This is a genomic window from Bacillus multifaciens, from assembly GCF_030756675.1.
GTDB classification, from domain to species: domain Bacteria; phylum Bacillota; class Bacilli; order Bacillales; family Bacillaceae_G; genus Bacillus_A; species Bacillus_A multifaciens.
In genome coordinates this window covers 256544-279906 of sequence record NZ_JAVBXD010000001.1, presented here as the reverse complement: position 1 = coordinate 279906, position 23363 = coordinate 256544, and the positions used below count along the sequence as shown (strand labels likewise).

Genomic DNA, 23363 nt, shown 5'->3' with positions numbered 1-23363 from the left:
GTGCTTAAATATGTGAAAAGGAAGTTTCACTTAATATTTGGAGAGGAGAAGGTATTGTAATTATGTCAAGTTTTCAAGAAGTTGCTAAGTGGTTTCGTAATTTACAGCATTCGAAAAAACTGAGCTGGATTTCTTATATTTTAATAGGGGCAGTGTTATTTTTTGCACTGATGAATAATGTAAAACCGGAACAACTCGATATCAAAATGTTGTCTATTTCCAAAAAGACAATTCATTCTCCGATAAAAATTGAAGATAAAGTAACGACAGAAAAGAAAAAGAGAGAAGCGGCTCAAAAGGTTGAAGATCAGTATACATATCGAAGTGAATATAAGCAAAACCGGATTGATGTTGTGAACTCAGTCTTTGATGCAATTAAAGAGGTGGATGCAGAGTCAAATGCAACCGCTTCGGCGCCAGAAGGACAACATAAATTGTCGGCGGCAGAAAGATTGGACAAGTTAAAGAAGAAACTTCCAACAGAGTTAACGAAAAGCTTGTCTGATCAAGTGTTATTACAATTTTTAGGTGCGACAGAAGATCAGCTTCTTATAGCGAGAGAATCAACTGTTACAGCTGTTAATAGTTTAATGAGCTCTCACATTAAAATGAATGAAGTAGATCAGTTTAAAGATCGCATTACTAACGAGTTAAAAAATGTATCTGTCAGCAATGAATTGAAACAAGCAATTACCGCGCTTGGACAGTATGCGATTGTACCGAACTATTTTTATGATTCGAATGCAACGAAAGAAAGAAAGCAAATGGCAATCGATCAAGTAGCTCCTGTTTATATTTTGCAAGGTCAAATTCTTGTAAAAGAAGGGGAAACGATTACAAGAGAAGCGTATGAACAGTTAAAGTTAGTGGGCTTACTAGATCAAAGTAATTCGTTTCAGCCGTATTTAGGGCTAGCGATTTTTATTGGTGTTCTTTTATTTTTCATGCATAAGCAATTTGAGGCGTTTTTAAAGCCAAGAAGAGAGGACAAGCCATACATTTTAGCTTATACGACAATTGTTGCTATTACAGTTGTTTTAATGAAAATTATTAGTTTGTTTCAAAAGTTAGAATATGTCGGTATTGCTTATATTGCTCCTGTTGCAATGGGGACTATATTAGTCAAACTGATGATTGGTGATCGATTTGTATTTATAACAAGTGTGATTTTTTCGGTGTGCGGCAGTATTTTATTTAACGAAGGTGTAACGAGTACACTTAATTATGCAGTCGGAATTTATGTATTGCTAAGCTCGCTTTCTGTTAGTATTTTCTTGCGAGAAAAACATCGTCGCACAATGCTGCTGCAAGTAGGGATACTTGTATCGATTTTAAATGTTGTTGTATTAGCGGCTTTATTGCTACTGCGTAACGGAAACTTTTCAGCGATTGAGATTGGAACACATTTACTAATGGCAGCGGCGTCTGGGATTATTTCATCTATTTTAGCGATGGGGATATTGCCGTATTTAGAGAGTGGTCTTGGTCTTGTCTCTAGTATGAAATTAATAGAATTGGCAAGCCCGAACCATCCGTTGCTTCGTAAAATTCTGTTAGAAGCACCAGGCACGTATCATCATAGTGTTATGGTTGCGAATTTATCGGAAGCAGCATGTGAAGCTGTGGGAGCAAATGGGGTGCTAGCGCGCGTAGGAGCATATTATCATGATATTGGAAAAACGGTGCAGCCACATTTCTTTATTGAAAATCAAATGGGTATTTCAAATCCTCATGATCGATTAGACCCTGAAACAAGTAGAGATATTATTATCGCTCACGTTACAAATGGAGTGAAAATGTTAGAAGAACATCATATTCCGCAAGAAATCATTGATATTGCGGCCCAGCATCATGGTACGACATTGTTAAAATTTTTCTACTACAAAGCAATGCAAGAAGATAAAGAGAAATATACTGAAGAGATGTTTCGCTATCCAGGACCAAAGGCAACATCTAAAGAGTCAGCAATTGTTGGGATTGCTGATAGTGTAGAAGCGGCAGTTCGTTCGATGAATACACCAACACCGGAGCAAATTAATAATCTTGTTCGTAGTATTATTAAAGATCGTTTACAAGATGGCCAATTCAGTGAATGTAATTTAACATTTAAAGAACTGCAAATTGTCGGGAAAACATTGTGTGAAACATTAAATGGAATTTTCCACTCTCGGATAAAGTATCCGAAATTAACAGAAGAAAAGGTGAAATAAATGGGGTTAATAATTGACTTTTTTGATGAAACAGAAGAAGTAAAAGAAGAGTATGTCGAGCTGATTCAACAATTAGTTGAAAAAGCTGCAGAGATAGAATCTGTAGAGGATGGAACGGAGCTTTCGGTTACATTTGTTAATAATGAACGTATTCAAGAAATTAACCGTGAATATCGTGATAAAGATCAGCCAACAGACGTAATTTCTTTTGCGATGGAAGATATGGGAGAAGGAGAAATGGAAATTGTCGGTGTAGAAATGCCACGCATGTTAGGTGATATTATTATTTCTATTCCGAGAGCGAAAGAGCAGGCTGAAGAATATGGCCATTCTTTTGATCGTGAACTTGGTTTTTTAGCGGTGCATGGCTTTTTACATTTGCTTGGCTACGATCACATGACGGAAGAAGAAGAGAAGGTTATGTTTGGAAAGCAAAAAGAAATTCTTGATGCATTTGGATTAGCTAGATGAAAAAAGGAAAACTTATAAATAGTTTTCGCTATGCGTTTGCTGGTATTTTCTTTTGTCTTCGCTATGAACGAAATGTACAAATTCATTGTTTAGCAGCGTGTATTGTTAGTTTTCTCGGTTTTTATTTTCATGTTACAAAAACAGAATGGCTCATTTTGATTTTGACTATTGGTGTTGTATTTGCGCTAGAACTTGTGAATACAGCAGTGGAGAAAACCGTTGATTTAGTAACAATGGATGTGAAGCCTCTTGCTAAAGTAGCAAAAGATGTAGCGGCAGGTGCCGTATTATTTTTCGCGATTGTTGCTGTTGTAATTGGTGCTATTATCTTTGGACCGTATATGATATAGTTGCATTCCAAAGATTATTATCTTTTCGTATCGTGAATGGGAAGGAAGAAAAGCGATGAACAACAATGAATTAATTCAAGAAGCGATTGAAGCGCGTAAACAAGCATATGTACCATATTCTAAATTTCAAGTAGGTGCTGCCTTATTAACGACAGACGGGAAAGTATACCGTGGTTGCAATGTTGAGAATGCATCATATGGTTTATGTAACTGTGCAGAAAGAACAGCGTTATTTAAAGCGATTTCTGAAGGAAGCACAGAATTTACTGCAATTGCAGTTGTTGCAGATACAAAACGTCCGGTACCTCCGTGTGGAGCGTGTCGTCAAGTTATGGTAGAATTGTGTAACCCAAATACAAAAGTATATTTAACAAATTTACAAGGTGACATACAAGAAACAACAGTAGGAGAATTGTTGCCAGGAGCATTTTTAGCGGAGGATTTACATGAATAGAGAAGGTTTTAAATCAGGTTTTGTCTCAATTATTGGGAGACCAAACGTAGGGAAATCAACATTTTTAAATCGAATTATCGGTCAAAAAATTGCGATTATGAGTGATAAACCACAAACAACACGTAATAAAATTCAAGGTGTGTACACAGAAAATGATGCGCAAGTCGTATTTATTGATACACCAGGTATACATAAACCGAAGCATAAGCTTGGCGATTTTATGGTTAAAATGGCGCAAACGACCATAAAAGAAGTGGATATTGTTTTATTTATGGTCAACGCAGAAGAAGGCTTTGGACGTGGCGAAGAGTTTATCATCGAAAAATTACAAGAAACGAAGCAACCGGTATTTTTAGTTATTAATAAAATTGATCAAGTCCACCCAGAAGAACTCCTCGGACTGATTGATAAATATCGTACGTTATATAATTTTGCCGAAATTGTGCCAATTTCAGCATTACAAGGAAATAATGTTGATGCGTTAATCGGAGCAATTAAAAAGTATTTACCAGAAGGTCCTCAGTATTATCCGGAAAATCAAGTAACGGATCATCCAGAGCGCTTTATTATTGCAGAACTTATTCGTGAAAAAGTATTGCATTTAACACGTGAGGAAGTGCCTCATTCTGTTGCGGTTGTTATTGATGCAATTCAAAAGCGTGAAGGCGGAGCGATTTACGTTAATGCCACAATTATTGTAGAACGTCCATCACAAAAAGGAATTGTCATCGGAAAACAAGGTAAGATGTTAAAAGAAATTGGAAAAAGAGCCCGCATTGATGTGGAGTCGCTTCTTGGTTCAAGAGTATTTTTAGAACTGTGGGTAAAAGTGCAGAAAGATTGGCGCAACAAAATGTCCCAGTTACGTGATCTTGGCTTCCGTGAGGATGAATATCTATAAAGTGAAACGTTTTTACTGCCCGCAAATTGCGGGATAAAAGCTGTATAATTTAGAAAAATTTTTCTCACATGAAAATGAACAAAATGGGTCATTTTAATAGCAAAGAAAGAAATTGGATTACAGAAACGCTCACTGAGAAAGGTGGATTCTTATGTTAGATTTTACCTGGAAAGTTTTCTCGAAAACAGGAAGCATTGAAACGTATCTTCTTTTGAAGGAAATGGAAAAAAATGTAGAAGATGAAATGCAGCAGCATGAAGAAATACAAGTAGAGCTAGATTCTCCAATTTCCTAACCCATTTTGTTCGAACCTTGGATGGTGACGAACATGTTTCAAAAAATTGAGGGAATAGTCATTCGAACGATTGATTATGGAGAAACAAACAAAATTGTAACTATATTTTCTCGTGAATTAGGGAAAGTTAGTGCGATGGCGAGAGGTGCTAAAAAGCCTAAAAGCAGATTGTCATCCATTTCTCAATTATTAACTCATGGCCAATTTCTTATTCAAATGGGTTCTGGTTTAGGAACATTGCAGCAAGGTGAGATTATTTCTTCTATGAGAGAAATTCGTGAAGATTTATTTTTAACTGCTTATGCGTCATTTATTGTTGAGTTGACTGATAAAGCGACAGAAGAGAAAAAACATAATCCGTATTTATTCGAAATGTTATATCAAACGTTGCATTATATGAGCGAAGGGGTTGACCCGGAAATTTTAGCGCTAATCTATCAAACGAAGATGTTGCCAGTTTTAGGGCTTAACCCATACTTTGATACATGTGCAATTTGTCATCAGTCAACAGACTTTGTCGCCTTTTCCATTAGAGAAGGCGGCTTTCTGTGTAAATATCACGCTGAGCAAGATCCGTACCGTATTTCAATTAGCGAAGCTATTCACAAGCTGCTTAGGTTATTTTATCATTTCGACTTAGCTCGTCTTGGAAATGTCTCTGTGAAAGCAGAAACAAAAAAACAAATGCGCACAGTATTGAATATGTATTATGATGAATACTGTGGGATATATTTGAAATCAAGACGTTTTTTAGATCAACTTGATAAATTTCAAATATAAGGGACCGTATTCGGGTCCTTTTTACATACTTTCTTTTTCGAATGATATATTTAGTATATAATATTTAAGAGATAGTATAACTTTTTTCGTTTTGTAATGAAGGTGGTGATTATCATAGAACTGAATAAGCGCCAAGAACATATCATTCAGATTGTAAAAGACAACGGTCCAATTACAGGGGAAGCGATTGCTGAGCAACTAAATTTAACGAGAGCAACGCTAAGACCAGATTTGGCTATTTTAACGATGGCTGGCTATTTAGAAGCGCGTCCTCGTGTTGGGTATTTTTACACTGGAAAAACAGGTGGACAACTGCTTTCAGAAGCGGTGAAGAAGATTATCGTACAAGATTATCAATCTAGACCAGTTGTGATTGATAAAAATGTTTCGGTATATGATGCGATTTGTACAATGTTTTTAGAAGATGTCGGCACTTTATTTATCGTTGATCAAAATACATTGTTAGTTGGTGTTGTTTCGCGAAAAGATTTGTTAAGAGCAAGCTTAGGAAAGCAGGATTTAACGTCATTACCGGTAAATATTATTATGACAAGAATGCCAAATGTTACGATGTGTCGTAAGGAAGATAGCTTGTATGATGTTGCGATGGAGTTAATAGAAAAGCAGATTGACTCTGTTCCGGTTGTAAAAGAGACGAAACAGGGATTAGAAGTTGTTGGTCGAATTACAAAAACAAATATTACGCGTGCATTCGTTGATTTCGTGAATCATGAGTAAAGGCAATTCGTTTAAAGTGAGGTAATGCAATGAATAGTAAAATCGTATATGTCGTATCTGATTCAGTTGGAGAAACAGCTGATTTAGTTGTTCGAGCAGCGATGGGGCAATTTCCATTTGCTCCGGATATTAGACGTGTGCCATATGTAGAAGATACAGGGACGTTAAAAGAAGTTATTTCTATCGCCAAAAGTAATAATGCTCTTATTTGTTTTACGTTAGTAAAGCCTAATATGCGAAAGTATTTACGAGAAGAAGCAGAAAAAGAAGGCGTAGAAGTTTATGATATTATCGGTCCTCTTATCGATCAAATTGAAGATGTAACAAAACAAACTCCAAGATATGAGCCAGGGGTTGTACGAAAGCTGGATGAAGAGTATTTCAAAAAAATTGAGGCAATTGAATTTGCTGTAAAATATGACGATGGTAGAGATTCACGAGGTCTTTTAAAAGCAGATATTGTATTAATTGGAATTTCGCGTACATCGAAAACACCGCTTTCGCAATACTTAGCACATAATAAGCGATTAAAGGTTGCTAACGTCCCGCTCGTACCGGAAGTGGATCCGCCAGAAGAATTATACCATGTGCCGAAAGAAAAATGTTTTGGGTTAAAAATAACGCCTGATAAATTAAATCATATTCGCAAAGAACGTTTAAAATCTCTTGGATTAAGTGATGGAGCAAATTATGCAAACATTGAACGTATTAAAGAAGAGATTAAACACTTTGAACGGATTGTAAGTAGAATAGGTTGCCCGGTTATCGATGTATCGAATAAGGCAATTGAAGAAACGGCAAATATTATTGTGAATGCAGTGCAAAACCAAAAAATGTTTTAGCACATTTACCAAAGGTGAATGTGCTTTTTTCACTCACTATAAAAATTAAAAGGACATGTAGCTAAGTTTAGAAAAATGTATTATAATAAAAAATTGTGATAAAAACATTCATTTTACGTTTAGACTTCAATTTTTCAGAATAAACTAGTGATAGGTTTTGTAAAGGACATGCTTTTACGTAAAATCGACAAAAATCTGAACAAGAAAACGCACATTATGGAAGGATTCACAGAAGGGATGTAGAATAGAGAAATATGCAAAACATCACTCGAATTTATGTTGATGCAGATGCATGTCCAGTGAAGGAAGAAATTATGCGCGTCGGTGCAAAATTTCATGTCGATATTTGGTTTATCGCATCCTACGCCCATCAGTCAAGAAGTCAGAAGGGAAATTGGATATATGTAGATTCTGCGCAAGACGAGGTGGATTTTTATATCTATCAGCGTGCAGAAGCAGGAAATCTCGTTATCACACAGGATATGGGACTTGCTGGTCTTCTTGTCAAAAAAGGAGTTTATGTATTATCTCCGCGCGGCACAATTGTGACCGATGAGCATATGGATACAATTTTATATAGTCGATACGTATCTGCGAAGTTACGCAGACAAGGAACCTTTACAAAAGGGCCAAAAGCCTTTTCTAAACGCGATCGACAATGTTTTTTGGCAAATTTAGAAAAAATATTGTCGAATTATAAAGGAATCTTGTAATTTGTATCGAATACAAAATACGACACGGAGATGGAGTTATGGGGAACAGAATTCCCGAAGAAGTTGTAGAGCAAATTCGTACATCATCTGATATTGTTGAAGTGATTGGTGAATATGTACAGCTAAAAAAACAAGGTCGAAATTATTTTGGGCTTTGTCCTTTCCATGGCGAAAACTCACCGTCGTTTTCTGTTTCCGCTGATAAGCAAATTTTTCATTGCTTTGGGTGTGGAGAAGGAGGAAATGTTTTTTCTTTCTTAATGAAAATAGACGGACTGTCTTTTACGGAAGCTGCGCAAAAATTAGGTGAGCGAAATGGTATTCCTGTTGCTAACTTTACATCAGAACTAGAGCAAACACAAAATATATCTGATGATAGCACGATTATGGTGCAAGCCCACGAGCTTTTGAAAAAGTATTATCATCATCTCTTAGTAAATACAGAAGAAGGAAAACAGCCGCTTGCGTATTTACTAGAGCGAGGTATTACAAAAGAAATGATTGTAAAGTTTGAAATTGGATACGCCACCCCTGCTTGGGATGCAGCGGCAAAAATCTTACAAAAACGAGGTTTTTCACCTGCTGTCATGGAGCAAGCTGGATTACTTGTTCGCAGTGAGAAGGATGGCAGTTATCATGATCGTTTTCGTGGACGAGTTATATTTCCAATTCATACACTGCAAGGGAAAGTAGCTGCTTTTAGTGGACGGGCATTAGGAGATGATACGCCTAAGTATTTAAATAGTCCAGAGACACCTATTTTTCATAAAAGCAAGTTGCTATATAACTTTCATCAAGCAAGGTCATTTATTCGAAAACGAGGACAAGTTCTTCTCTTTGAAGGATATGCGGATGTTTTAGCTGCTGTGAAAAGTGGGATTGAAGAATCTGTTGCTACGATGGGAACTGCTTTAACTGAGGAACAGGCAAAGCTTTTGCGGCGTAATGTTGAAACTGTTGTTCTTTGCTATGATGGTGATAAAGCAGGACAAGAAGCAACAATGAAAGCAGGACAATTGTTATTGCAAACCGGTTGTGAAGTGAAAGTTGTCTCTATGCCAGATAAATTAGACCCTGACGAGTATGTACAGCGTTATGGAACAACAGCGTTTCAAAAACTTGTACAGGCAAGTATAAGTTTTGTTGGATTTAAAATAAATTATCTTCGTTTAGGGAAAAATTTGCAAGATGAGTCTGGAAAAGAAGCTTATGTGAAAAGTGTTTTAAAAGAGTTAGCGTCATTGCAAGATGCAATGCAAGCGGAATCGTATTTGAAGGCATTGTCACAGGAATTTGCTTACTCAATGGAAACACTGCTGGGGCAATTGCACCAATATCGCAAAGAACAAAAGGTACAGCAAAAACAGACAAAGCCAATTGCACAGCCTTCTCAAATTGTTCATGTGAAGCCGAAATTTTCTGGTTTTGAAAGAGCTGAAAGAGAGCTTATTTATCACATGTTGCAGAGTGAAGATATCGCCTTTCGTATCGAACCTCATATAGAAGATTTTCATACAGAAGAACATAAAGGGATTTTATATGAGCTATACGCATATTATGAAAAGGGAAATGAACCGTCAGTCGCAAACTTTCTAAGTTGGCTTTCTGATGAAAAGCTGAAAAATATTGTAACTAATATTTCAACAGATGAAATGATTAATCCTGAGTTCTCAGAAGAATTACTTCATGGCAATGTAGACGCGCTGCGTCGGCATAAGCAAAAGTTAAAGAAGATGGAAAATATTTTTATGCTAAAGCAAATGGAAAAAGAAGATCATTTAGCAGCAGCACGATTTTTCCAAGAATATTTGCAAAAACGAAAAGCAAGAAAATAGCTTTTTGTATAAAAACTTACTATAATCATTGTTTGTATCTCGCGTAAGGAGGGGAACAAATGGCTGATAAACCAGCTCGTTCTAAACAAATTGAAACTGATATGACACTTGAGCAAGTGAAAGAGCAACTCACAGAGCTCGGAAAAAAACGTGGCGTTCTTACATATGAAGAGATTGCAGAACGCATGAGCGGATTTGATATTGAATCCGATCAAATGGATGAATATTATGAATATTTAGGTGAACAAGGAATCGATTTAGTTGGCGACAGCGATGAAGATCCAAATACTCGTCAATTAGCCAAAGCTGAAGAAGAGTTTGACTTAAACGATTTAAGTGTACCGCCAGGTGTAAAAATTAATGATCCTGTTCGTATGTACTTAAAAGAAATCGGTCGTGTTGACTTACTATCTGCTGAAGAAGAAATTGCTCTTGCAAAACGTATTGAAGAAGGCGATGAAGAAGCGAAACGCCGTCTTGCAGAAGCAAACTTACGTCTAGTTGTAAGTATTGCAAAACGTTATGTTGGCCGCGGTATGCTTTTCCTAGACTTAATTCAAGAAGGAAATATGGGTCTAATTAAAGCAGTTGAAAAGTTTGATTACCGCAAAGGATATAAATTTAGTACGTATGCAACGTGGTGGATTCGTCAAGCCATTACACGTGCAATTGCGGACCAAGCAAGAACAATTCGTATACCAGTTCATATGGTTGAAACAATTAATAAATTGATTCGTGTTCAACGTCAATTATTACAAGATTTAGGTCGTGAGCCATCTCCAGAAGAAATTGGTGAAGAAATGGATCTTGCTCCTGAAAAAGTACGCGAAATCTTAAAGATTGCACAAGAGCCTGTATCTCTTGAAACACCAATTGGTGAAGAGGATGACTCTCATTTAGGTGACTTTATTGAAGACCAAGAAGCAACATCTCCTGCAGATCACGCAGCGTATGAATTATTAAAAGAACAATTAGAAGATGTACTAGATACATTAACAGATCGTGAAGAAAATGTTCTTCGTCTTCGCTTCGGTTTAGACGATGGACGAACTCGTACGCTTGAAGAAGTTGGAAAAGTATTCGGCGTTACGAGAGAGCGTATTCGTCAAATTGAAGCAAAAGCGCTTCGTAAATTAAGACACCCAAGCCGTAGCAAACGTTTGAAAGATTTCTTAGAATAGAGCTTTGTGTAAAGTTTACTTCATTAATGTGAAGTAAACTTTTTTCTTTTGTTAATTTTTGTTAAACTTTATTTGTCAGTAGCGATTACAATTCTTGTAATTTATTTTACAGAATTGTCTTTTGATTTGCAAATAGTCATTTTTCGATTTTTCGATTAATTTCGTGTATTCTTAACAAAAATATGTGGAGAATGTAACTGTTTATGATGAGAAAAGTTGATATTTAGCAAAAAACTACGTGAATTTGTAGTGGGATAATTAATTGAATATACGGAATGTTTTTGACTTATTTTAGTTTGGTCTTTTCTGGTAGATTGTTTTCAAGTACAATAGAAATGACTGAATCATCAAACTATTAGGGGATGTAGAGGGGGAAAAAGAAAAAATGAAGCGTAATCCGTTAATTCCATTTGCTCTTATTGCTGTATTGGGAATTATTGTTATGTTTGTATTTTCATTTCAAGGCATGCATAAATCAAAGGAACTAGCTGACGCGAAGAAAAACGGAGGAAAAACGACACAAACAGCAGCAAAACCAGAAGAGATTGTAAAACAAAGTTGTACAAGTTGTCATGGTGATCAATTGCAGGGGGCGGTTGGTCCTAATTTACAAAAAGTTGGCGGCAAGCTTTCGAAAGATCAAATCCAAGAAGTAATTGTAAAAGGAAAAGGAAATATGCCACCAGGTATTATTCCGGCGGATCAAGCATCTAAAGTGGCGGATTGGCTATCAAAGAAAAAGTAATAGTGGATTACATAGTAGCTCTTTACGTTTAAGTAAAGAGCTTTTTTGTGTACCCAAACATTGAATTTAAAAATAAATGGTTTATAAACAGAGTAAAATGATTTATCTACTTGCAATCACAACTATAAATTCTTTATCATGGAGACAGACTGAAAGAGAAGGAGCAATAGAAATAAATGAATGAAGTAAAGCTTTCAAAACGATTAGAAGAAGTGGCACTTGAAATTCCAGCGGGTTCCACTGTTGCAGATATTGGTTCGGATCATGCTTATTTGCCTTGCTATACAATTTTACATCATATTGCCGTGCAGGCAGTAGCAGGAGAGGTTGTAGAAGGTCCATTTCGTTCTGCACAAGCTACAGTAGCAGAATGCGGATTGCAAAATAAAGTGAGCGTACGTAAAGGGAATGGTTTAGAGGTCATCACGCCAGGCGAAGTAGATGTCATTACAATTGCAGGTATGGGCGGTGCATTAATTCGTGATATTTTAGAAAATGGAAAAGAGAAGCTGAAGGGTGTAACTCGTTTAATTTTACAACCAAACATTGCCGCGCATCATATTCGTGAATGGTTTATTGAGAATGGTTGGGAATTAATAAAAGAAAAAATCGTAAAAGAAGACGGAAAGATTTACGAAATTTTAGTAGGAGAACAAGGTGATGTTCTAGCACCTTACAAAGAGAAAAAAGAAGAAGCTTTATTCATGGGACCATTTTTAATGAAAGAGAAAAATGAAGTGTTTGTAGAAAAATGGGAAAGTGAACGAAAAAACTTTGAGAATATTTGTAAGCAATTAGAGCGTGCAACAGAAACAGAAGAGACAAAAGCGAAGCGTGAAGAAGTACTTGAGAAGATCCGTATGATTGAGGAGGTTTTATCATGAGTAAAACGCCTAATGGATACGAAATTATTTCTTTGTTTGAAAGTATGTACCCGAAACATTTAGCAGTCGAAGGTGATAAAGTTGGATTGCAAATTGGGGCATTAAATAAACCGGTAGAGAATGTGTTAATTGCGCTTGATGTAACAGAAGAAGTTGTGCGAGAAGCAATTGAAAAAGGGGTAAATTTAATTATTGCCCATCATCCGCTTATTTTTAATCCGCTGAAAGCAATTCATACAGAGCAAGCATACGGGCGTATTATTGAAATGTGTATAAAAAACGATATTGCAGTTTATGCTGCTCATACAAATGTTGATATTGCAAAAGGCGGTGTGAACGATTTATTAGCAGATGCTTTAGGGTTGCAGGAAACAGAGGTACTTGTTCCTACTTATACAGAAGAGATGAAAAAGCTAGTTGTGTTTGTTCCTTCTTCGCATGCAGATGCAGTACGCCAAGCAATCGGTGATGCAGGAGCAGGATATATCGGGAATTATAGTCATTGTACGTTTAATAGTGAAGGCAAGGGGACATTTCTGCCGCAAGAAGGAACAAATCCGTATATCGGAGAGACAGGGCGTTTAGAACAGGTGGAAGAAATTCGGATTGAAACGATTATTCCGGCGTCGCTGCAACGTAAAATCATGAAGGCAATGCTTGGTGCACACCCGTATGAAGAAGTGGCATACGATGTTTATCCGTTAGAAAACAAAGGTGAAACATTAGGTCTTGGGAAAATTGGATATTTATCGCAAGAAATGACATTACAACAATTTGCGGAGCATGTGAAACAATCTCTTGATGTAAAGGGAGCTCGTGTTGTTGGCAATTTACAGCAAACGGTGAAAAAAGTAGCAGTACTTGGCGGAGACGGGAATAAGTATATAAAGCAAGCGAAGTTTAAAGGAGCAGACGTATATGTAACGGGAGATATGTATTATCACGTTGCGCATGATGCGATGATGCTCGGATTAAATATCGTAGACCCAGGGCATAACGTGGAAAAAGTAATGAAAAAAGGTGTACAAAAACAATTACAAGAAAAAGTGGATGAGAAAAAATTTACTGCGCGTATTCATGCTTCAGAATTACATACAGATCCATTTATATTTGTATAGAATGAAATAAAATCCGTTATCTTATGAGATAACGGATTTTACTTTTTCGGGAAACTTCACTGATGGAAAGGTTATTTTACTTTAACTTTCGGTAAGATTTTTTGTAATGGTACGTTTCGCTTACGCTCCCACGTTGCAGGGTTTGTTGGATCGTACTGTTCAAAAAATGCAATTACTTCTTTTGTAATAGGCGTTGGTGTAGATGCCCCTGCCGTAATAGCGACTGTTTCTACGCCTTGTAGCCATTCTAATTGGATTTCACTTACATCGGCAACGCGGTATGCTTTTGTACTAGCAATTTCTTCAGATACTTGTGCAAGGCGGTTAGAGTTATTACTTTTTGGATCACCAACAACGATTGTTAAGTCAGCAGCATTTGCTTGCTTGGCAACAGCTTCTTGGCGCACTTGCGTAGCAAGGCAAATTTCTTTATGGAACTCCGCTGTTGGAAACTTTTCTTGAATTTTCCCCATAATATGTTGAACATCCCATTGACTCATCGTCGTTTGGTTTGTAACTAAAATCTTTTCTGTTGGAATGGTAAGTGCTTCAAGGTCCGCTTCTTTTTCGATAAGATGGACAATATCTGGCGCAATCCCGACTGCACCTTCAGGCTCAGGGTGTCCTTTCTTACCAATATAAATAATATGGTAGCCTTCTTCTTTTTTTGCTTCAATTAAGTCGTGTGTTTTTGTAACATCAGGACATGTTGCGTCAATTGTTGTTAAGCCCTTTTCTTTAGCACGTTGTTTTACTTCTGGAGATACACCGTGAGCTGTAAAAATAACAGTTCCAGACTCGATTTTTTCTAAAATATCTAAGCGGCTTGGGCCATCAAGCGTAATGATGCCATCTTCTTCAAATGCATCTGTTACATGTTTGTTGTGTACAATCATGCCTAAGATATAAATTGGCCTTGGTAATGTTTTATCGAGCGCTGCATTGCGCGCAATGACCATCGCGTCTACAACGCCGTAGCAATAGCCGCGAGGAGAAATTTTAACGATTTTCATGTAATTAATCCGCTCCTTTAAAAAAGGATTTGTTTTTTTAAAGCTAATCCTTTTCATTATAAAGGAGAAGAAAGCAGATGACAAAGAAATGTTACACGTATAGCTTTGGTTTCGGGGTGCTAGAGTGTACATTTTCTGCTTCTACCTTATCTTCAAGTGTGATTGGAGGAACAAGCGGTTTGCTTGTAATCGGGATTTCTTCAGAGTGAGTAGCAGTAGAAGCAGCGGTAGTTGTTTTGACTTCTTCTGTTTGTTTTTCATCCGCATTTTTTCCGGAGGTAAGTATTTTCATGATATTAGGAATGTTGCGGACAATTGGACCATATTGCTGCACGACGGGACTAACGGACTGGGCCATTTGGACAACTTTTTCAACGTTATTAATCATTCCAGTGGGATTTGAAATAAAGTTTGTGAAAAAACTGCTAATTCCACTAGGTGTGTTTCCTGCTCCTCGTGTTTCATCTTCTGCCGCCATTTGAGTTTGCATCATTTGTTGTTGCTGTTTTGGAGGGTGCATATATGGCTGGCTTTGTTGGTATGGTGTATTTGGGTATGTTTCCAATTGTCTATAAGGGGGCATCATATACATATAATCTACAGCGGGATTAGGATTGCGTTTTTGAAACAATTTTGCAAGAAATCCTTTTTTCTTAGGCATCATCGGTTGCATGCCATGTGTTGGGTACATTGTATGAGGATATGGGGACTGTGTGTACATTTGTTGATAGGGAGGGGATTTCATATACATTAGGAAATCCTCCTTTCTTCAATTAGGTAATATACACTACAATATGCAATGGAGGGAAAGAAGGTTAGTTTTTCCGTTGAAATGCTGAACTAAAGCTATACAAGTTAAAAACCTTTCTTTTTAGGAGGGACGAGAGCATTTGGATGCGCATAGAAACGGTCATGTTGCATTTTGCATAGCAGAAACTTATACGTTGGAAAATTAAAATGAATATATATAAAGATAGATTTTACCGATAGATTTCGATATAATGGTAACTTGACTGATTAATGAACGCAGTAGAAATAAGAAAGAAGGTGGAATGTATGACAGTGCAAACATTTACACAGTATGATTTTCAACCATTTTTAATAGATGCAATTCGTGAATTACGTTTTTCAGAACCAACAGAAATTCAACAAAAGATTTTTCCGGTTGTGAAAAAGGGAGTTAGTATTATTGGACAATCACAAACAGGATCTGGAAAAACGCATGCGTATTTACTTCCAACATTAAATCGTATTGATGCAACTAGAGAAGAAGTACAACTTGTAATTACAGCTCCAACTCGTGAGTTAGCGCAGCAAATTTATGAAGAAATCGTAAAGATAACTAAGTTTTGTGAAGAAGACAAAATGATTACAGCACGTTGTTTTATTGGTGGAACAGATAAACAACGTTCAATTGAAAAATTGAAGAAACAACCGCATGTTGTGGTGGGAACACCAGGGCGTATTAAAGATTTAGTGGAAGAGCAAGCGCTATTTGTACATACGGCTTCTGCAATTATTGTCGATGAAACAGATTTAATGCTTGATATGGGCTTTATTCATGATGTGGATAAAATTGCAGCACGTATGCCGAAAAATTTACAAATGCTTGTTTTCTCAGCGACAATTCCGCAAAAGTTAAAACCATTTATGAAGAAATATATGGATAATCCAGAGCATATTCATATTAATCCAAAGCAAATAGCAGCGATTAATCTTGAACATCATCTTATTCCGTCAAGGCACCGTAATAAAGTTGAACTTGTAAAAAATCTGTTACTGCAATATCAGCCGTATTTAGCAATCGTATTTACGAATACAAAGAAAATGGCGGAAGAAGTAGCGAAGGGTTTAACGGAACGTGGTTTAAAAGTTGGTCGTATTCATGGTGATTTATCACCGCGTGATCGTAAGAAAATGATGAAACAAGTTCGTGATTTAGAATTTCAATATATTGTAGCGACAGACTTAGCTGCACGTGGTATTGATATTGAGGGAATTAGTCATGTAATTAACTACGAAATTCCATCTGATTTAGATTTCTTTATTCACCGTGTTGGCCGAACAGCGCGTGCTGGATATTCTGGTATTGCAGCAACCATTTATGATCAAGCGGATGAAGAAGCAATAGATACGTTAGAAAAGCAGCGTCATATTGAATTTAAACATGTGGACTTGCGTGCAGGTGAGATGGTTGAATTAGGACCTCGCCGCCGCCGTCAAAGCCGTAAGAAACCAAATGACGAATTAGATGCTATGGCACAAAAAGTTGTGAAAAAACCGAAAAAAGTAAAGCCAAATTACAAGAAAAAGCTTGAATGGGAACGCGAAAAAATTAAGAAGAAATATAACAAAAAGAAAAGATAAGGATTTTCCTTATCTTTTTTTTGCGGAGAGCCCATAAATCCGATTTGATTTTAGACATCTTTGTCTAGCTCTGCTTTTCTGTACAAGTCACGGCTATGTAGAATACAACATGATCTGTACTCGTTTGCTCCTTTTGTTCTAAACCTCGCGTGTGGCAGGAAAGGGCCTTGACCGCTTCTATGCATGGCCAGATGCTCTGGTCTCCTCTCTTAAAAAGAAAGGTTTTTTAGCTTGTATATATATCCACTTTGATCTTTTAACATCTAAGTTGCTGTTATGTAAGACAAAAAGTGATATGCACTTATTTGCTCCCTTTGTTTTCACATTGCCTGTGGCAGAAAAGGGCTCTGACCGCTTCAAGCATGGCCAGACGCTCTCGGCCATCTAAGAAAAGCGGTTTTGATGTTGATTTTTCAAGTTGTATTTATATATATAGTGTCAGATTTCTACAAATTATGCTATTATTATAGCTATTGCATTTATAAGAGGTGATTACATGTTGAAAATTGGATCTCACGTTTCGATGAGTGGAAAGAAAATGTTATTAGCGGCGAGTGAAGAAGCTGTGTCATACGGTGCAACAACGTTTATGGTTTATACGGGAGCACCGCAAAATACGAGAAGAAAACCGATTGAAGAGTTAAATATAGAAGCGGGCCGTAAACATATGGAACTGAATGGAATTGAAGAAATCATTGTTCATGCACCATATATTATTAATATCGGTAACACAACGAAACCTGAAACATTCCAACTAGGTGTTGATTTCCTTCGCATGGAAATTGAAAGAACATCAGCATTAGGCGTTGCAAAGCAAATTGTACTCCATCCAGGGGCTCATGTTGGAGCAGGAGCGGATGCAGGAATTCAAAAAATTATTGAAGGATTAAACGAAGTATTAACGACTGATCAAACAGTAAACATTGCACTAGAAACAATGGCTGGAAAAGGAACAGAGTGTGGACGCAGCTTTGAGGAGCTTGCTAGAATTATTGATGGTGTAACGCATAATGAAAAACTATCAGTTTGCTTCGACACATGTCATACACATGATGCTGGCTATGATATCGTTAATGACTTTGATGGTGTTTTAAACGATTTTGATAAAATTGTAGGTATTGATCGTTTACAGGTTTTACACATTAATGATAGTAAGAATGAACGCGGCGCTAGAAAAGACCGTCATGAAAATATCGGTTTCGGTCATATAGGTTATAAAACGTTGCATCACATTGTACATCATCCACAATTAATGAATGTACCAAAAATTCTTGAAACACCATATGTAGGTGAAGATAAAAATGATAAAAAGCCGCCGTATAAATTTGAAATTGAAATGCTGAAAAACGGTGTGTTTGATGAAGAGGTTCTTCAGAAAATTAAGGGACAATAAAAAAGGGGAACGTCCCCTTTTTTATTTTATCCCGCTATTCGTGGGCAGTAATACTCCCACCTCAAAATTCAGCGAAAGCAAAGAAGTTAGGTGGGAGATAAACTGTCCGTAAAAGCCCGATTGGTGAGGGCTAATAATCAGTGGGGATGAAGAAAACCCCCACTGATTAAAGTTTCACTTTATTAATTTTTGAAATAGGGTATTAATTTGTTGTGCGGTAGCAGGAGAAGTGACCTTTGCAATTTGTTTTAAAAGTTGTAATCTTTCTTGGTCATCATAAATATTAATATGTTTTCCCTGAATTAATGTGACGATTTTGTCTGCTTGTTCGTTTGTAATCGGCACTCCATATTCTGCACTATATTTTAATAATTCCTTAGAAGTCATATTGTTTAATTTTTTATTTACAAACTGTTGAATGAGGTTCATGTTGCTCCCTCCTTTATTTTGTCCTCATATCCGAATATATGTAAAATATGCTTGTGTATATTCCACAGCAGGCAGTTTTCTCATTAAAAAAGGGAGGGTATGTTATAATAAAAGGAAAAAATATATAGATATTTGAGGAGGTAGTATGGCAAAACAACAGCATAAAAAAGAAAGTATAATTCATCTTGTGTATCGTCTTGTTATGATTGTCATAGGTGCTGGCTGTGCAGCCGTTGCACTTGAGCTATTTTTAATTCCAAACAAAATTATTGATGGTGGTATTATCGGTGTGTCCCTCATATTAGATTTCCTTACACCAAATATTTGGTGGCTAAGCTTTTCCACTTTAGTTGTAATCCTCAATTTACCGTTTATGTACTCAGGTTATAAGCAAATTGGAAAAACATTTATGTTATCTTCTGTTTTTGCAGTCGTATGTTTAGCTTTGATTGAGTCAACATTACATTCCCTTCAGCCATTTACGACAGAGCCAATTTTAGCGACTGTCTTTGGAGGACTAATTTTAGGTATTGGTGTTGGGCTTGTGATTAGACATGGTGGTTCATTGGATGGAGCGGAAATTCTAGGTATTTTACTAACAAAGAAATTACCGTTTTCTGTCGGTGAATTTGTTATGTTTATGAATATTTTTGTTTTTGCTTGGGCGGCAGTTGTATTTGGTGTAGAACAAGCAATGTATTCTGTCATGACATACTATATTGCCTTTAAAACGATTGATACGGTTATCCAAGGTTTAGATGAAACAAAAGCAGTAATTATTGTTTCGGATCATTATGAAGAGGTTTCAAATGCAATTTTACATCGACTTGGCCGCGGAACAACGAAGTTAGTTGGAAAGGGTGGCTACACGGATAAAGAAAAAGAAGTGATCTATGCAGTTATTACTCGTTTAGAGGTAACAAAGCTAAAATCGATCGTTCATGAAGTAGATGAAAATGCTTTCATTACTATTATGAATACACAAGAAACAAAAGGTGCAAAATTTAAATCAGCAATTCACTAAAAGCGGAGAGATTTTCTCTGCTTTTTGTTATAATAGATAAGTTATCTAAAATGAAAGGTATATTTTAGAGCAGATTGGTTTACAACTCGTAATGGGCTATAATATAATTTAAACAGAAGTAAATCGGAATCATTCTGAATTAAAATAGGTGAGATATGATGAATTATATATTAGAAATCGAGAATTTAACCTTTCGTTATGAAGAGCGAAATGTGTTAGAGGACATTCAATTGCAAGTTCCTAAAGGAGCTTTTTTAGGTTTAGTAGGACCGAATGGATCAGGAAAATCTACATTATTGAAATGTATATTAGGGATTTTAAAACCGAAACAAGGAACAATTCGGTTGTTTGGTATGGATAGTAAAAAATTTAAAGATTGGAATAAAATTGGCTATGTCTCCCAAAAGGCAAATAGTTTCAACTCTGGATTCCCAGCAACTGTATTTGAAGTTGTTTCGATGGGACTTGTTTCTAAGAAAGGCCTGTTTCGTTTTTTAACAAAGATGGATAAAGCGAAAGTGACAAAAGCGATTGCTGATGTTGGCATGAGTGAGTTTATGAATCGAAATATTGGTGAGCTTTCTGGTGGACAACAACAACGTGTGTTTATTGCGCGTGCGCTCGTAAGTGATCCAGAGTTATTAATTTTGGATGAACCTACTGTCGGTATCGATGTAAAAAATGTAGAAAGCTTTTATAACATGCTAGAACATTTAAATAAGCATTTAGGGATTACACTTATTCTTGTTACGCATGATATGGGAGCTGTGACAGAGAAAGTTACACATGTTGCTTGCTTAAATCAGCGCCTTCATTTCCACGGAAATGTCGATGCGTTCCAAAAGTTAGAAGATGCTGAAATGTCATTATTATATGGTTACCATGTTCATCGTTTAGAGCATGATCACGAGCATCACGGGGGGATACGATGATACAGGATTTTTTGCAATATGATTTTTTACGAAATTCTTTATATGCTGGAGTTTTAATTGGACTTGTTGCCCCGATGCTTGGTGTCTTTGTTGTCATTCGTCGTTTATCGTTGATTGCTGATGCATTAAGTCACGTTACGTTATCAGGTATTGCAGCGAGTTTATTACTAGAAAAAACCGTATTTACAGGTGGTTTTTTGAATCCATTATATATGGGGATGATATTTTCTATTGGCGGCGCTCTGCTTATTGAAAAATTAAGAACGGTATATAAACATTTTCAGGAACTAGCAATTCCTATTATTATGTCAGCTGGTATTGGGATTGGGGTAATTTTCATTTCTCTTGCCAATGGATTTAATACAGATTTATTTAGTTATTTGTTTGGTAGTGTGAGTGCAGTTACAAGTAGTGATTTGCTTATTATTGGATTCGTTGCTGTAATTGTAGTTGCTGTCATTATTTTATTATATAAAGAACTGTTTTTATTATCTTTTGATGAAGAATACGCTGTAGCTACAGGTTTACGTGCAAAATGGATTCACTTTATTTTCATTATTTTAGTTGCACTTGTTATTGCGATTTCAATGCGTGTTGTCGGTATTCTTCTCGTGTCATCGTTAATGACATTACCAGTTGCAGCAAGTATTCGAATTGCGAAAGGTTTTAAGCAAACAATCTTTTTCTCCATTGTGTTTGGTGAGATTGCAGTAATCGGAGGTATGTTAGCTTCTTACCAACTTGACCTTGCTCCAGGTGGTACAATTGTTGTGTTATCAGTTCTTATTTTAATCGGTGCAATCTTATGGAAGAAGAAAAAAACTGCGTAAAGTAGGGATAACTATGAATCTTACAGAAGCTTTACACCTTATGAAAGAGAAGGGTTATAAACATACTGGAAAAAGGGAAGACATGTTGCGTTTATTTGCCAATCATAATAAATATTTAACAGCAAGAGATGTTTTAGCTAATATGAAGGGTGACTATCCGGGACTTAGTTTTGATACCATTTATCGCAACTTAACTCTGTTTGTAGAAATCGGTATTTTAGAACAGACAGAGTTAAATGGTGAAAAACATTTTCGCTTCAAATGTTCTACTATAGAACACCATCACCATTTCATCTGTTTAGATTGCGGCGGAACGAAGGAAATTACATCGTGTCCAATGGAATTTATGAACAAAGACTTTACAGGATATGAAGTAACGGGACATAAATTTGAAATATATGGACGCTGTCCGAAATGTGCACAATAAAAAGCTTGTCAGTTTTAAAACTGACAAGCTTTTTTATTAGCAGCTTTACATCTTATTTTTCTTGTTTTGCTGCGTATTCTTCTGCAATTTTATCAATTTCTTTCTTTAACTCTTCCACCATTGTTTCTTCTGGTACTTTACGTACAATTTCACCTTTGCGGAAGAGAAGACCTTCTCCGCGTGCTCCAGCAATCCCGATATCTGCTTCACGCGCTTCACCAGGGCCGTTTACTGCGCAGCCAAGGACAGCAACTTTAATCGGTGCTTTAATTTTTGAAATATATTCTTCTACTTCATTTGCAATGCTAATTAAGTCAATTTCAATACGTCCGCATGTTGGACAAGAAATCAATGTAGCAGCATTAGAAGCAAGTCCGAATGATTTTAATAATTCACGCGCTACTTTTACTTCTTCGACTGGGTCTGCACTTAATGAGATACGTAACGTATTACCGATACCTTTGCTTAAGATTGCACCAAGACCAGCTGCGCTTTTTACAGTTCCAGCAAATAAAGTTCCAGATTCTGTAATGCCAAGGTGTAATGGATAATTGAAAGCACGAGATGCTTTTTCGTACGCTTCAATTGCCAAATTCACATCAGAGGCTTTCATCGATACGATGATGTCATGAAAATCTAGATCTTCTAAAATTTTAATGTGGTGCAATGCGCTTTCTACCATACCATCAGCGGTTGGGTATCCATATTTTTCTAAAATATGACGTTCTAATGAACCTGCATTTACACCGATACGGATTGGGATGCCGCGTTCTTTCGCAGCATTTACAACTGCTTCAACTTTATGACGACGACCGATGTTTCCTGGATTGATACGAACTTTATCAATACCACCTTCAATTGCTTTTAATGCTAGGCGATAGTCAAAATGAATATCAGCAACAAGAGGTATATTAATTTGTTTTTTAATATCAGCAATTGCATTTGCAGCGCGCTCATCAGGAACGGCTACACGAACAATTTGACAACCTGCTTCTTCTAAACGCTTAATTTCAGCAACTGTTGCTTCCACATCATGTGTTTTCGTTGTTGTCATACTTTGTATAATTAATTCATTATTACCGCCGATTGTTAAATTTCCAACTTTAACAGGACGTGTTTTTGTACGATGAGTTATTTCATTCACGAATAGATCGCTCTCCTTATAAAAGAAGTTTCTTATTTTGTAGACAAACGCATTTATATTGTATGCAGTATTTGTCTAGTTCTATATAAATCCATTTTGATTTTTCAACATATAAGTCGCTTCTATGCAGAAAAAACATGATCGCTACTTGTTTTCTCCCTTTGTTTTAACCATTGCATGGGGCAGGAAAAGGCTCTGACCGCTTCTGTGCATGGCCAGATGCTCTCGACCAACTAAAAAAGGAGCTTTTATGTTGTATTATTTCAATTTGTATTTATATAGTTTCA

Annotated in this window: 25 protein-coding genes; 21 read left to right on the top strand and 4 right to left on the bottom strand. The window is 36.5% G+C overall.

The genetic code is table 11. The annotated features are described in order from the left end of the window. Positions 1-62: 62 nt before the first annotated feature. From Q9306_RS01585 to Q9306_RS01515, 15 genes are all read left to right on the top strand, one after another. The gene (locus Q9306_RS01585; RefSeq protein WP_306194575.1) at positions 63-2210 is read left to right on the top strand and encodes an HD family phosphohydrolase; all 2148 of its coding nucleotides are present in this window, start codon (positions 63-65) and stop codon (positions 2208-2210) included. Continuing rightward, positions 2211-2681: an rRNA maturation RNase YbeY gene (gene ybeY / locus Q9306_RS01580; protein ID WP_306194573.1), complete on the top strand. Its 471-nt coding sequence runs from the start codon at positions 2211-2213 to the stop codon at positions 2679-2681. Continuing rightward, on the top strand, positions 2678-3031 hold the full coding sequence (locus tag Q9306_RS01575; protein ID WP_306194571.1) for a diacylglycerol kinase family protein: 354 nt from the start codon (positions 2678-2680) through the stop codon (positions 3029-3031). Before ybeY ends, Q9306_RS01575 begins: the two co-directional genes overlap by 4 nt. A 55-nt stretch (positions 3032-3086) precedes the next feature. Next, positions 3087-3485, top strand: coding sequence for a cytidine deaminase (locus Q9306_RS01570; protein ID WP_306194569.1), 399 nt, complete (start codon positions 3087-3089; stop codon positions 3483-3485). Continuing rightward, positions 3478-4386 (top strand): GTPase Era, encoded by a 909-nt coding sequence (gene era / locus Q9306_RS01565; RefSeq protein ID WP_098914956.1) that lies wholly within the window; start codon positions 3478-3480, stop codon positions 4384-4386. The genes Q9306_RS01570 and era overlap by 8 nt, the downstream gene beginning before the upstream one ends. Positions 4387-4537: 151 nt before the next feature. Continuing rightward, entirely contained in the window at positions 4538-4681 is a 144-nt protein-coding gene (locus Q9306_RS01560; RefSeq protein ID WP_090916686.1) for a YqzL family protein, read from the top strand. A gap of 33 nt (positions 4682-4714) precedes the next feature. Then, entirely contained in the window at positions 4715-5461 is a 747-nt protein-coding gene (gene recO / locus Q9306_RS01555) for a DNA repair protein RecO (protein WP_306194566.1), read from the top strand. Between the two features lie 105 nt (positions 5462-5566). Then, positions 5567-6199, top strand: coding sequence for a transcriptional regulator CcpN (gene ccpN / locus Q9306_RS01550; protein ID WP_306194564.1), 633 nt, complete (start codon positions 5567-5569; stop codon positions 6197-6199). Between the two features lie 29 nt (positions 6200-6228). Further along, positions 6229-7041, top strand: coding sequence for a pyruvate, water dikinase regulatory protein (locus tag Q9306_RS01545; protein ID WP_306194562.1), 813 nt, complete (start codon positions 6229-6231; stop codon positions 7039-7041). A 254-nt stretch (positions 7042-7295) separates the two neighbouring features. Next, the gene (locus tag Q9306_RS01540; RefSeq protein ID WP_020062257.1) at positions 7296-7754 is read left to right on the top strand and encodes a YaiI/YqxD family protein; all 459 of its coding nucleotides are present in this window, start codon (positions 7296-7298) and stop codon (positions 7752-7754) included. Between the two features lie 38 nt (positions 7755-7792). After that, the gene (gene dnaG, locus Q9306_RS01535) at positions 7793-9589 is read left to right on the top strand and encodes a DNA primase (protein WP_306194560.1); all 1797 of its coding nucleotides are present in this window, start codon (positions 7793-7795) and stop codon (positions 9587-9589) included. Between the two features lie 59 nt (positions 9590-9648). Next, a complete protein-coding gene (rpoD, locus tag Q9306_RS01530) occupies positions 9649-10770 on the top strand; it encodes an RNA polymerase sigma factor RpoD (protein ID WP_020062259.1) in 1122 nt (373 codons plus the stop codon). 385 nt (positions 10771-11155) lie between these two features. Continuing rightward, entirely contained in the window at positions 11156-11515 is a 360-nt protein-coding gene (cccA, locus tag Q9306_RS01525) for a cytochrome c550 (RefSeq protein ID WP_306194557.1), read from the top strand. Positions 11516-11691: 176 nt separating this feature from the next. Continuing rightward, a complete protein-coding gene (locus tag Q9306_RS01520; protein WP_306194555.1) occupies positions 11692-12399 on the top strand; it encodes a tRNA (adenine(22)-N(1))-methyltransferase in 708 nt (235 codons plus the stop codon). Further along, a complete protein-coding gene (locus tag Q9306_RS01515) occupies positions 12396-13517 on the top strand; it encodes a Nif3-like dinuclear metal center hexameric protein (protein ID WP_306194552.1) in 1122 nt (373 codons plus the stop codon). Before Q9306_RS01520 ends, Q9306_RS01515 begins: the two co-directional genes overlap by 4 nt. 71 nt (positions 13518-13588) lie before the next feature. Here Q9306_RS01515 and Q9306_RS01510 read toward each other — a convergent pair whose 3' ends face one another. Both Q9306_RS01510 and vrrA read right to left on the bottom strand, forming a co-directional pair. Beyond that, positions 13589-14530, bottom strand: coding sequence for a 4-hydroxy-3-methylbut-2-enyl diphosphate reductase (locus tag Q9306_RS01510; protein WP_306194550.1), 942 nt, complete (start codon positions 14528-14530; stop codon positions 13589-13591). Between the two features lie 91 nt (positions 14531-14621). Further along, positions 14622-15281 carry a VrrA/YqfQ family protein gene (gene vrrA / locus Q9306_RS01505; RefSeq protein ID WP_306194548.1) on the bottom strand — a complete coding sequence of 220 codons (660 nt, stop codon included), beginning with the start codon at positions 15279-15281 and terminating at the stop codon, positions 14622-14624. A gap of 305 nt (positions 15282-15586) precedes the next feature. Between vrrA and Q9306_RS01500 the strand changes: the two genes are divergently transcribed. Then, entirely contained in the window at positions 15587-16897 is a 1311-nt protein-coding gene (locus Q9306_RS01500; RefSeq protein WP_306194546.1) for a DEAD/DEAH box helicase, read from the top strand. A 496-nt stretch (positions 16898-17393) separates the two neighbouring features. After that, a complete protein-coding gene (locus Q9306_RS01495; protein WP_306194544.1) occupies positions 17394-18290 on the top strand; it encodes a deoxyribonuclease IV in 897 nt (298 codons plus the stop codon). Positions 18291-18464: 174 nt separating this feature from the next. Here the strand turns inward: Q9306_RS01495 and Q9306_RS01490 are convergent, their stop codons facing one another. Further along, positions 18465-18719, bottom strand: a complete 255-nt coding sequence (locus Q9306_RS01490; protein WP_098914935.1) for a DUF2624 domain-containing protein — start codon at positions 18717-18719, stop codon at positions 18465-18467. A gap of 145 nt (positions 18720-18864) precedes the next feature. Between Q9306_RS01490 and Q9306_RS01485 the strand changes: the two genes are divergently transcribed. The 4 genes from Q9306_RS01485 to Q9306_RS01470 all read left to right on the top strand — a co-directional run bounded on the left by Q9306_RS01485 (position 18865) and on the right by Q9306_RS01470 (position 21932). Then, positions 18865-19743, top strand: a complete 879-nt coding sequence (locus tag Q9306_RS01485) for a YitT family protein (RefSeq protein WP_306194542.1) — start codon at positions 18865-18867, stop codon at positions 19741-19743. A gap of 158 nt (positions 19744-19901) precedes the next feature. Continuing rightward, on the top strand, positions 19902-20675 hold the full coding sequence (locus Q9306_RS01480) for a metal ABC transporter ATP-binding protein (protein ID WP_306194540.1): 774 nt from the start codon (positions 19902-19904) through the stop codon (positions 20673-20675). Continuing rightward, complete coding sequence (locus tag Q9306_RS01475; protein WP_035429754.1) at positions 20672-21505, top strand: metal ABC transporter permease; 834 nt, start codon at positions 20672-20674, stop codon at positions 21503-21505. The genes Q9306_RS01480 and Q9306_RS01475 overlap by 4 nt, the downstream gene beginning before the upstream one ends. Before the next feature lie 13 nt (positions 21506-21518). Further along, on the top strand, positions 21519-21932 hold the full coding sequence (locus Q9306_RS01470; protein ID WP_098914927.1) for a Fur family transcriptional regulator: 414 nt from the start codon (positions 21519-21521) through the stop codon (positions 21930-21932). A 52-nt stretch (positions 21933-21984) separates the two neighbouring features. Here Q9306_RS01470 and ispG read toward each other — a convergent pair whose 3' ends face one another. After that, on the bottom strand, positions 21985-23076 hold the full coding sequence (gene ispG / locus Q9306_RS01465) for a flavodoxin-dependent (E)-4-hydroxy-3-methylbut-2-enyl-diphosphate synthase (RefSeq protein ID WP_020062652.1): 1092 nt from the start codon (positions 23074-23076) through the stop codon (positions 21985-21987). Between the last annotated feature and the right edge of the window lie 287 nt (positions 23077-23363).

Excerpts from the sequence above, each read along its gene's own strand:
- ybeY (WP_306194573.1), top strand. The coding sequence starts at position 2,211 with ATGGGGTTAATAATTGACTTTTTTGATGAAACAGAAGAAGTAAAAGAA.
- Q9306_RS01545 (WP_306194562.1), top strand. The coding sequence starts at position 6,229 with ATGAATAGTAAAATCGTATATGTCGTATCTGATTCAGTTGGAGAAACA.
- Q9306_RS01510 (WP_306194550.1), bottom strand. The coding sequence starts at position 14,530 with ATGAAAATCGTTAAAATTTCTCCTCGCGGCTATTGCTACGGCGTTGTA.
- cccA (WP_306194557.1), top strand. The coding sequence starts at position 11,156 with ATGAAGCGTAATCCGTTAATTCCATTTGCTCTTATTGCTGTATTGGGA.
- Q9306_RS01575 (WP_306194571.1), top strand. The coding sequence starts at position 2,678 with ATGAAAAAAGGAAAACTTATAAATAGTTTTCGCTATGCGTTTGCTGGT.
- Q9306_RS01540 (WP_020062257.1), top strand. The coding sequence starts at position 7,296 with ATGCAAAACATCACTCGAATTTATGTTGATGCAGATGCATGTCCAGTG.
- Q9306_RS01515 (WP_306194552.1), top strand. The coding sequence starts at position 12,396 with ATGAGTAAAACGCCTAATGGATACGAAATTATTTCTTTGTTTGAAAGT.
- Q9306_RS01475 (WP_035429754.1), top strand. The coding sequence starts at position 20,672 with ATGATACAGGATTTTTTGCAATATGATTTTTTACGAAATTCTTTATAT.
- Q9306_RS01570 (WP_306194569.1), top strand. The coding sequence starts at position 3,087 with ATGAACAACAATGAATTAATTCAAGAAGCGATTGAAGCGCGTAAACAA.
- rpoD (WP_020062259.1), top strand. The coding sequence starts at position 9,649 with ATGGCTGATAAACCAGCTCGTTCTAAACAAATTGAAACTGATATGACA.
- era (WP_098914956.1), top strand. The coding sequence starts at position 3,478 with ATGAATAGAGAAGGTTTTAAATCAGGTTTTGTCTCAATTATTGGGAGA.
- Q9306_RS01520 (WP_306194555.1), top strand. The coding sequence starts at position 11,692 with ATGAATGAAGTAAAGCTTTCAAAACGATTAGAAGAAGTGGCACTTGAA.
- Q9306_RS01490 (WP_098914935.1), bottom strand. The coding sequence starts at position 18,719 with ATGAACCTCATTCAACAGTTTGTAAATAAAAAATTAAACAATATGACT.
- recO (WP_306194566.1), top strand. The coding sequence starts at position 4,715 with ATGTTTCAAAAAATTGAGGGAATAGTCATTCGAACGATTGATTATGGA.
- Q9306_RS01500 (WP_306194546.1), top strand. The coding sequence starts at position 15,587 with ATGACAGTGCAAACATTTACACAGTATGATTTTCAACCATTTTTAATA.
- Q9306_RS01470 (WP_098914927.1), top strand. The coding sequence starts at position 21,519 with ATGAATCTTACAGAAGCTTTACACCTTATGAAAGAGAAGGGTTATAAA.
- Q9306_RS01485 (WP_306194542.1), top strand. The coding sequence starts at position 18,865 with ATGGCAAAACAACAGCATAAAAAAGAAAGTATAATTCATCTTGTGTAT.
- Q9306_RS01585 (WP_306194575.1), top strand. The coding sequence starts at position 63 with ATGTCAAGTTTTCAAGAAGTTGCTAAGTGGTTTCGTAATTTACAGCAT.
- vrrA (WP_306194548.1), bottom strand. The coding sequence starts at position 15,281 with ATGTATATGAAATCCCCTCCCTATCAACAAATGTACACACAGTCCCCA.
- Q9306_RS01560 (WP_090916686.1), top strand. The coding sequence starts at position 4,538 with ATGTTAGATTTTACCTGGAAAGTTTTCTCGAAAACAGGAAGCATTGAA.
- Q9306_RS01495 (WP_306194544.1), top strand. The coding sequence starts at position 17,394 with ATGTTGAAAATTGGATCTCACGTTTCGATGAGTGGAAAGAAAATGTTA.
- Q9306_RS01480 (WP_306194540.1), top strand. The coding sequence starts at position 19,902 with ATGAATTATATATTAGAAATCGAGAATTTAACCTTTCGTTATGAAGAG.
- dnaG (WP_306194560.1), top strand. The coding sequence starts at position 7,793 with ATGGGGAACAGAATTCCCGAAGAAGTTGTAGAGCAAATTCGTACATCA.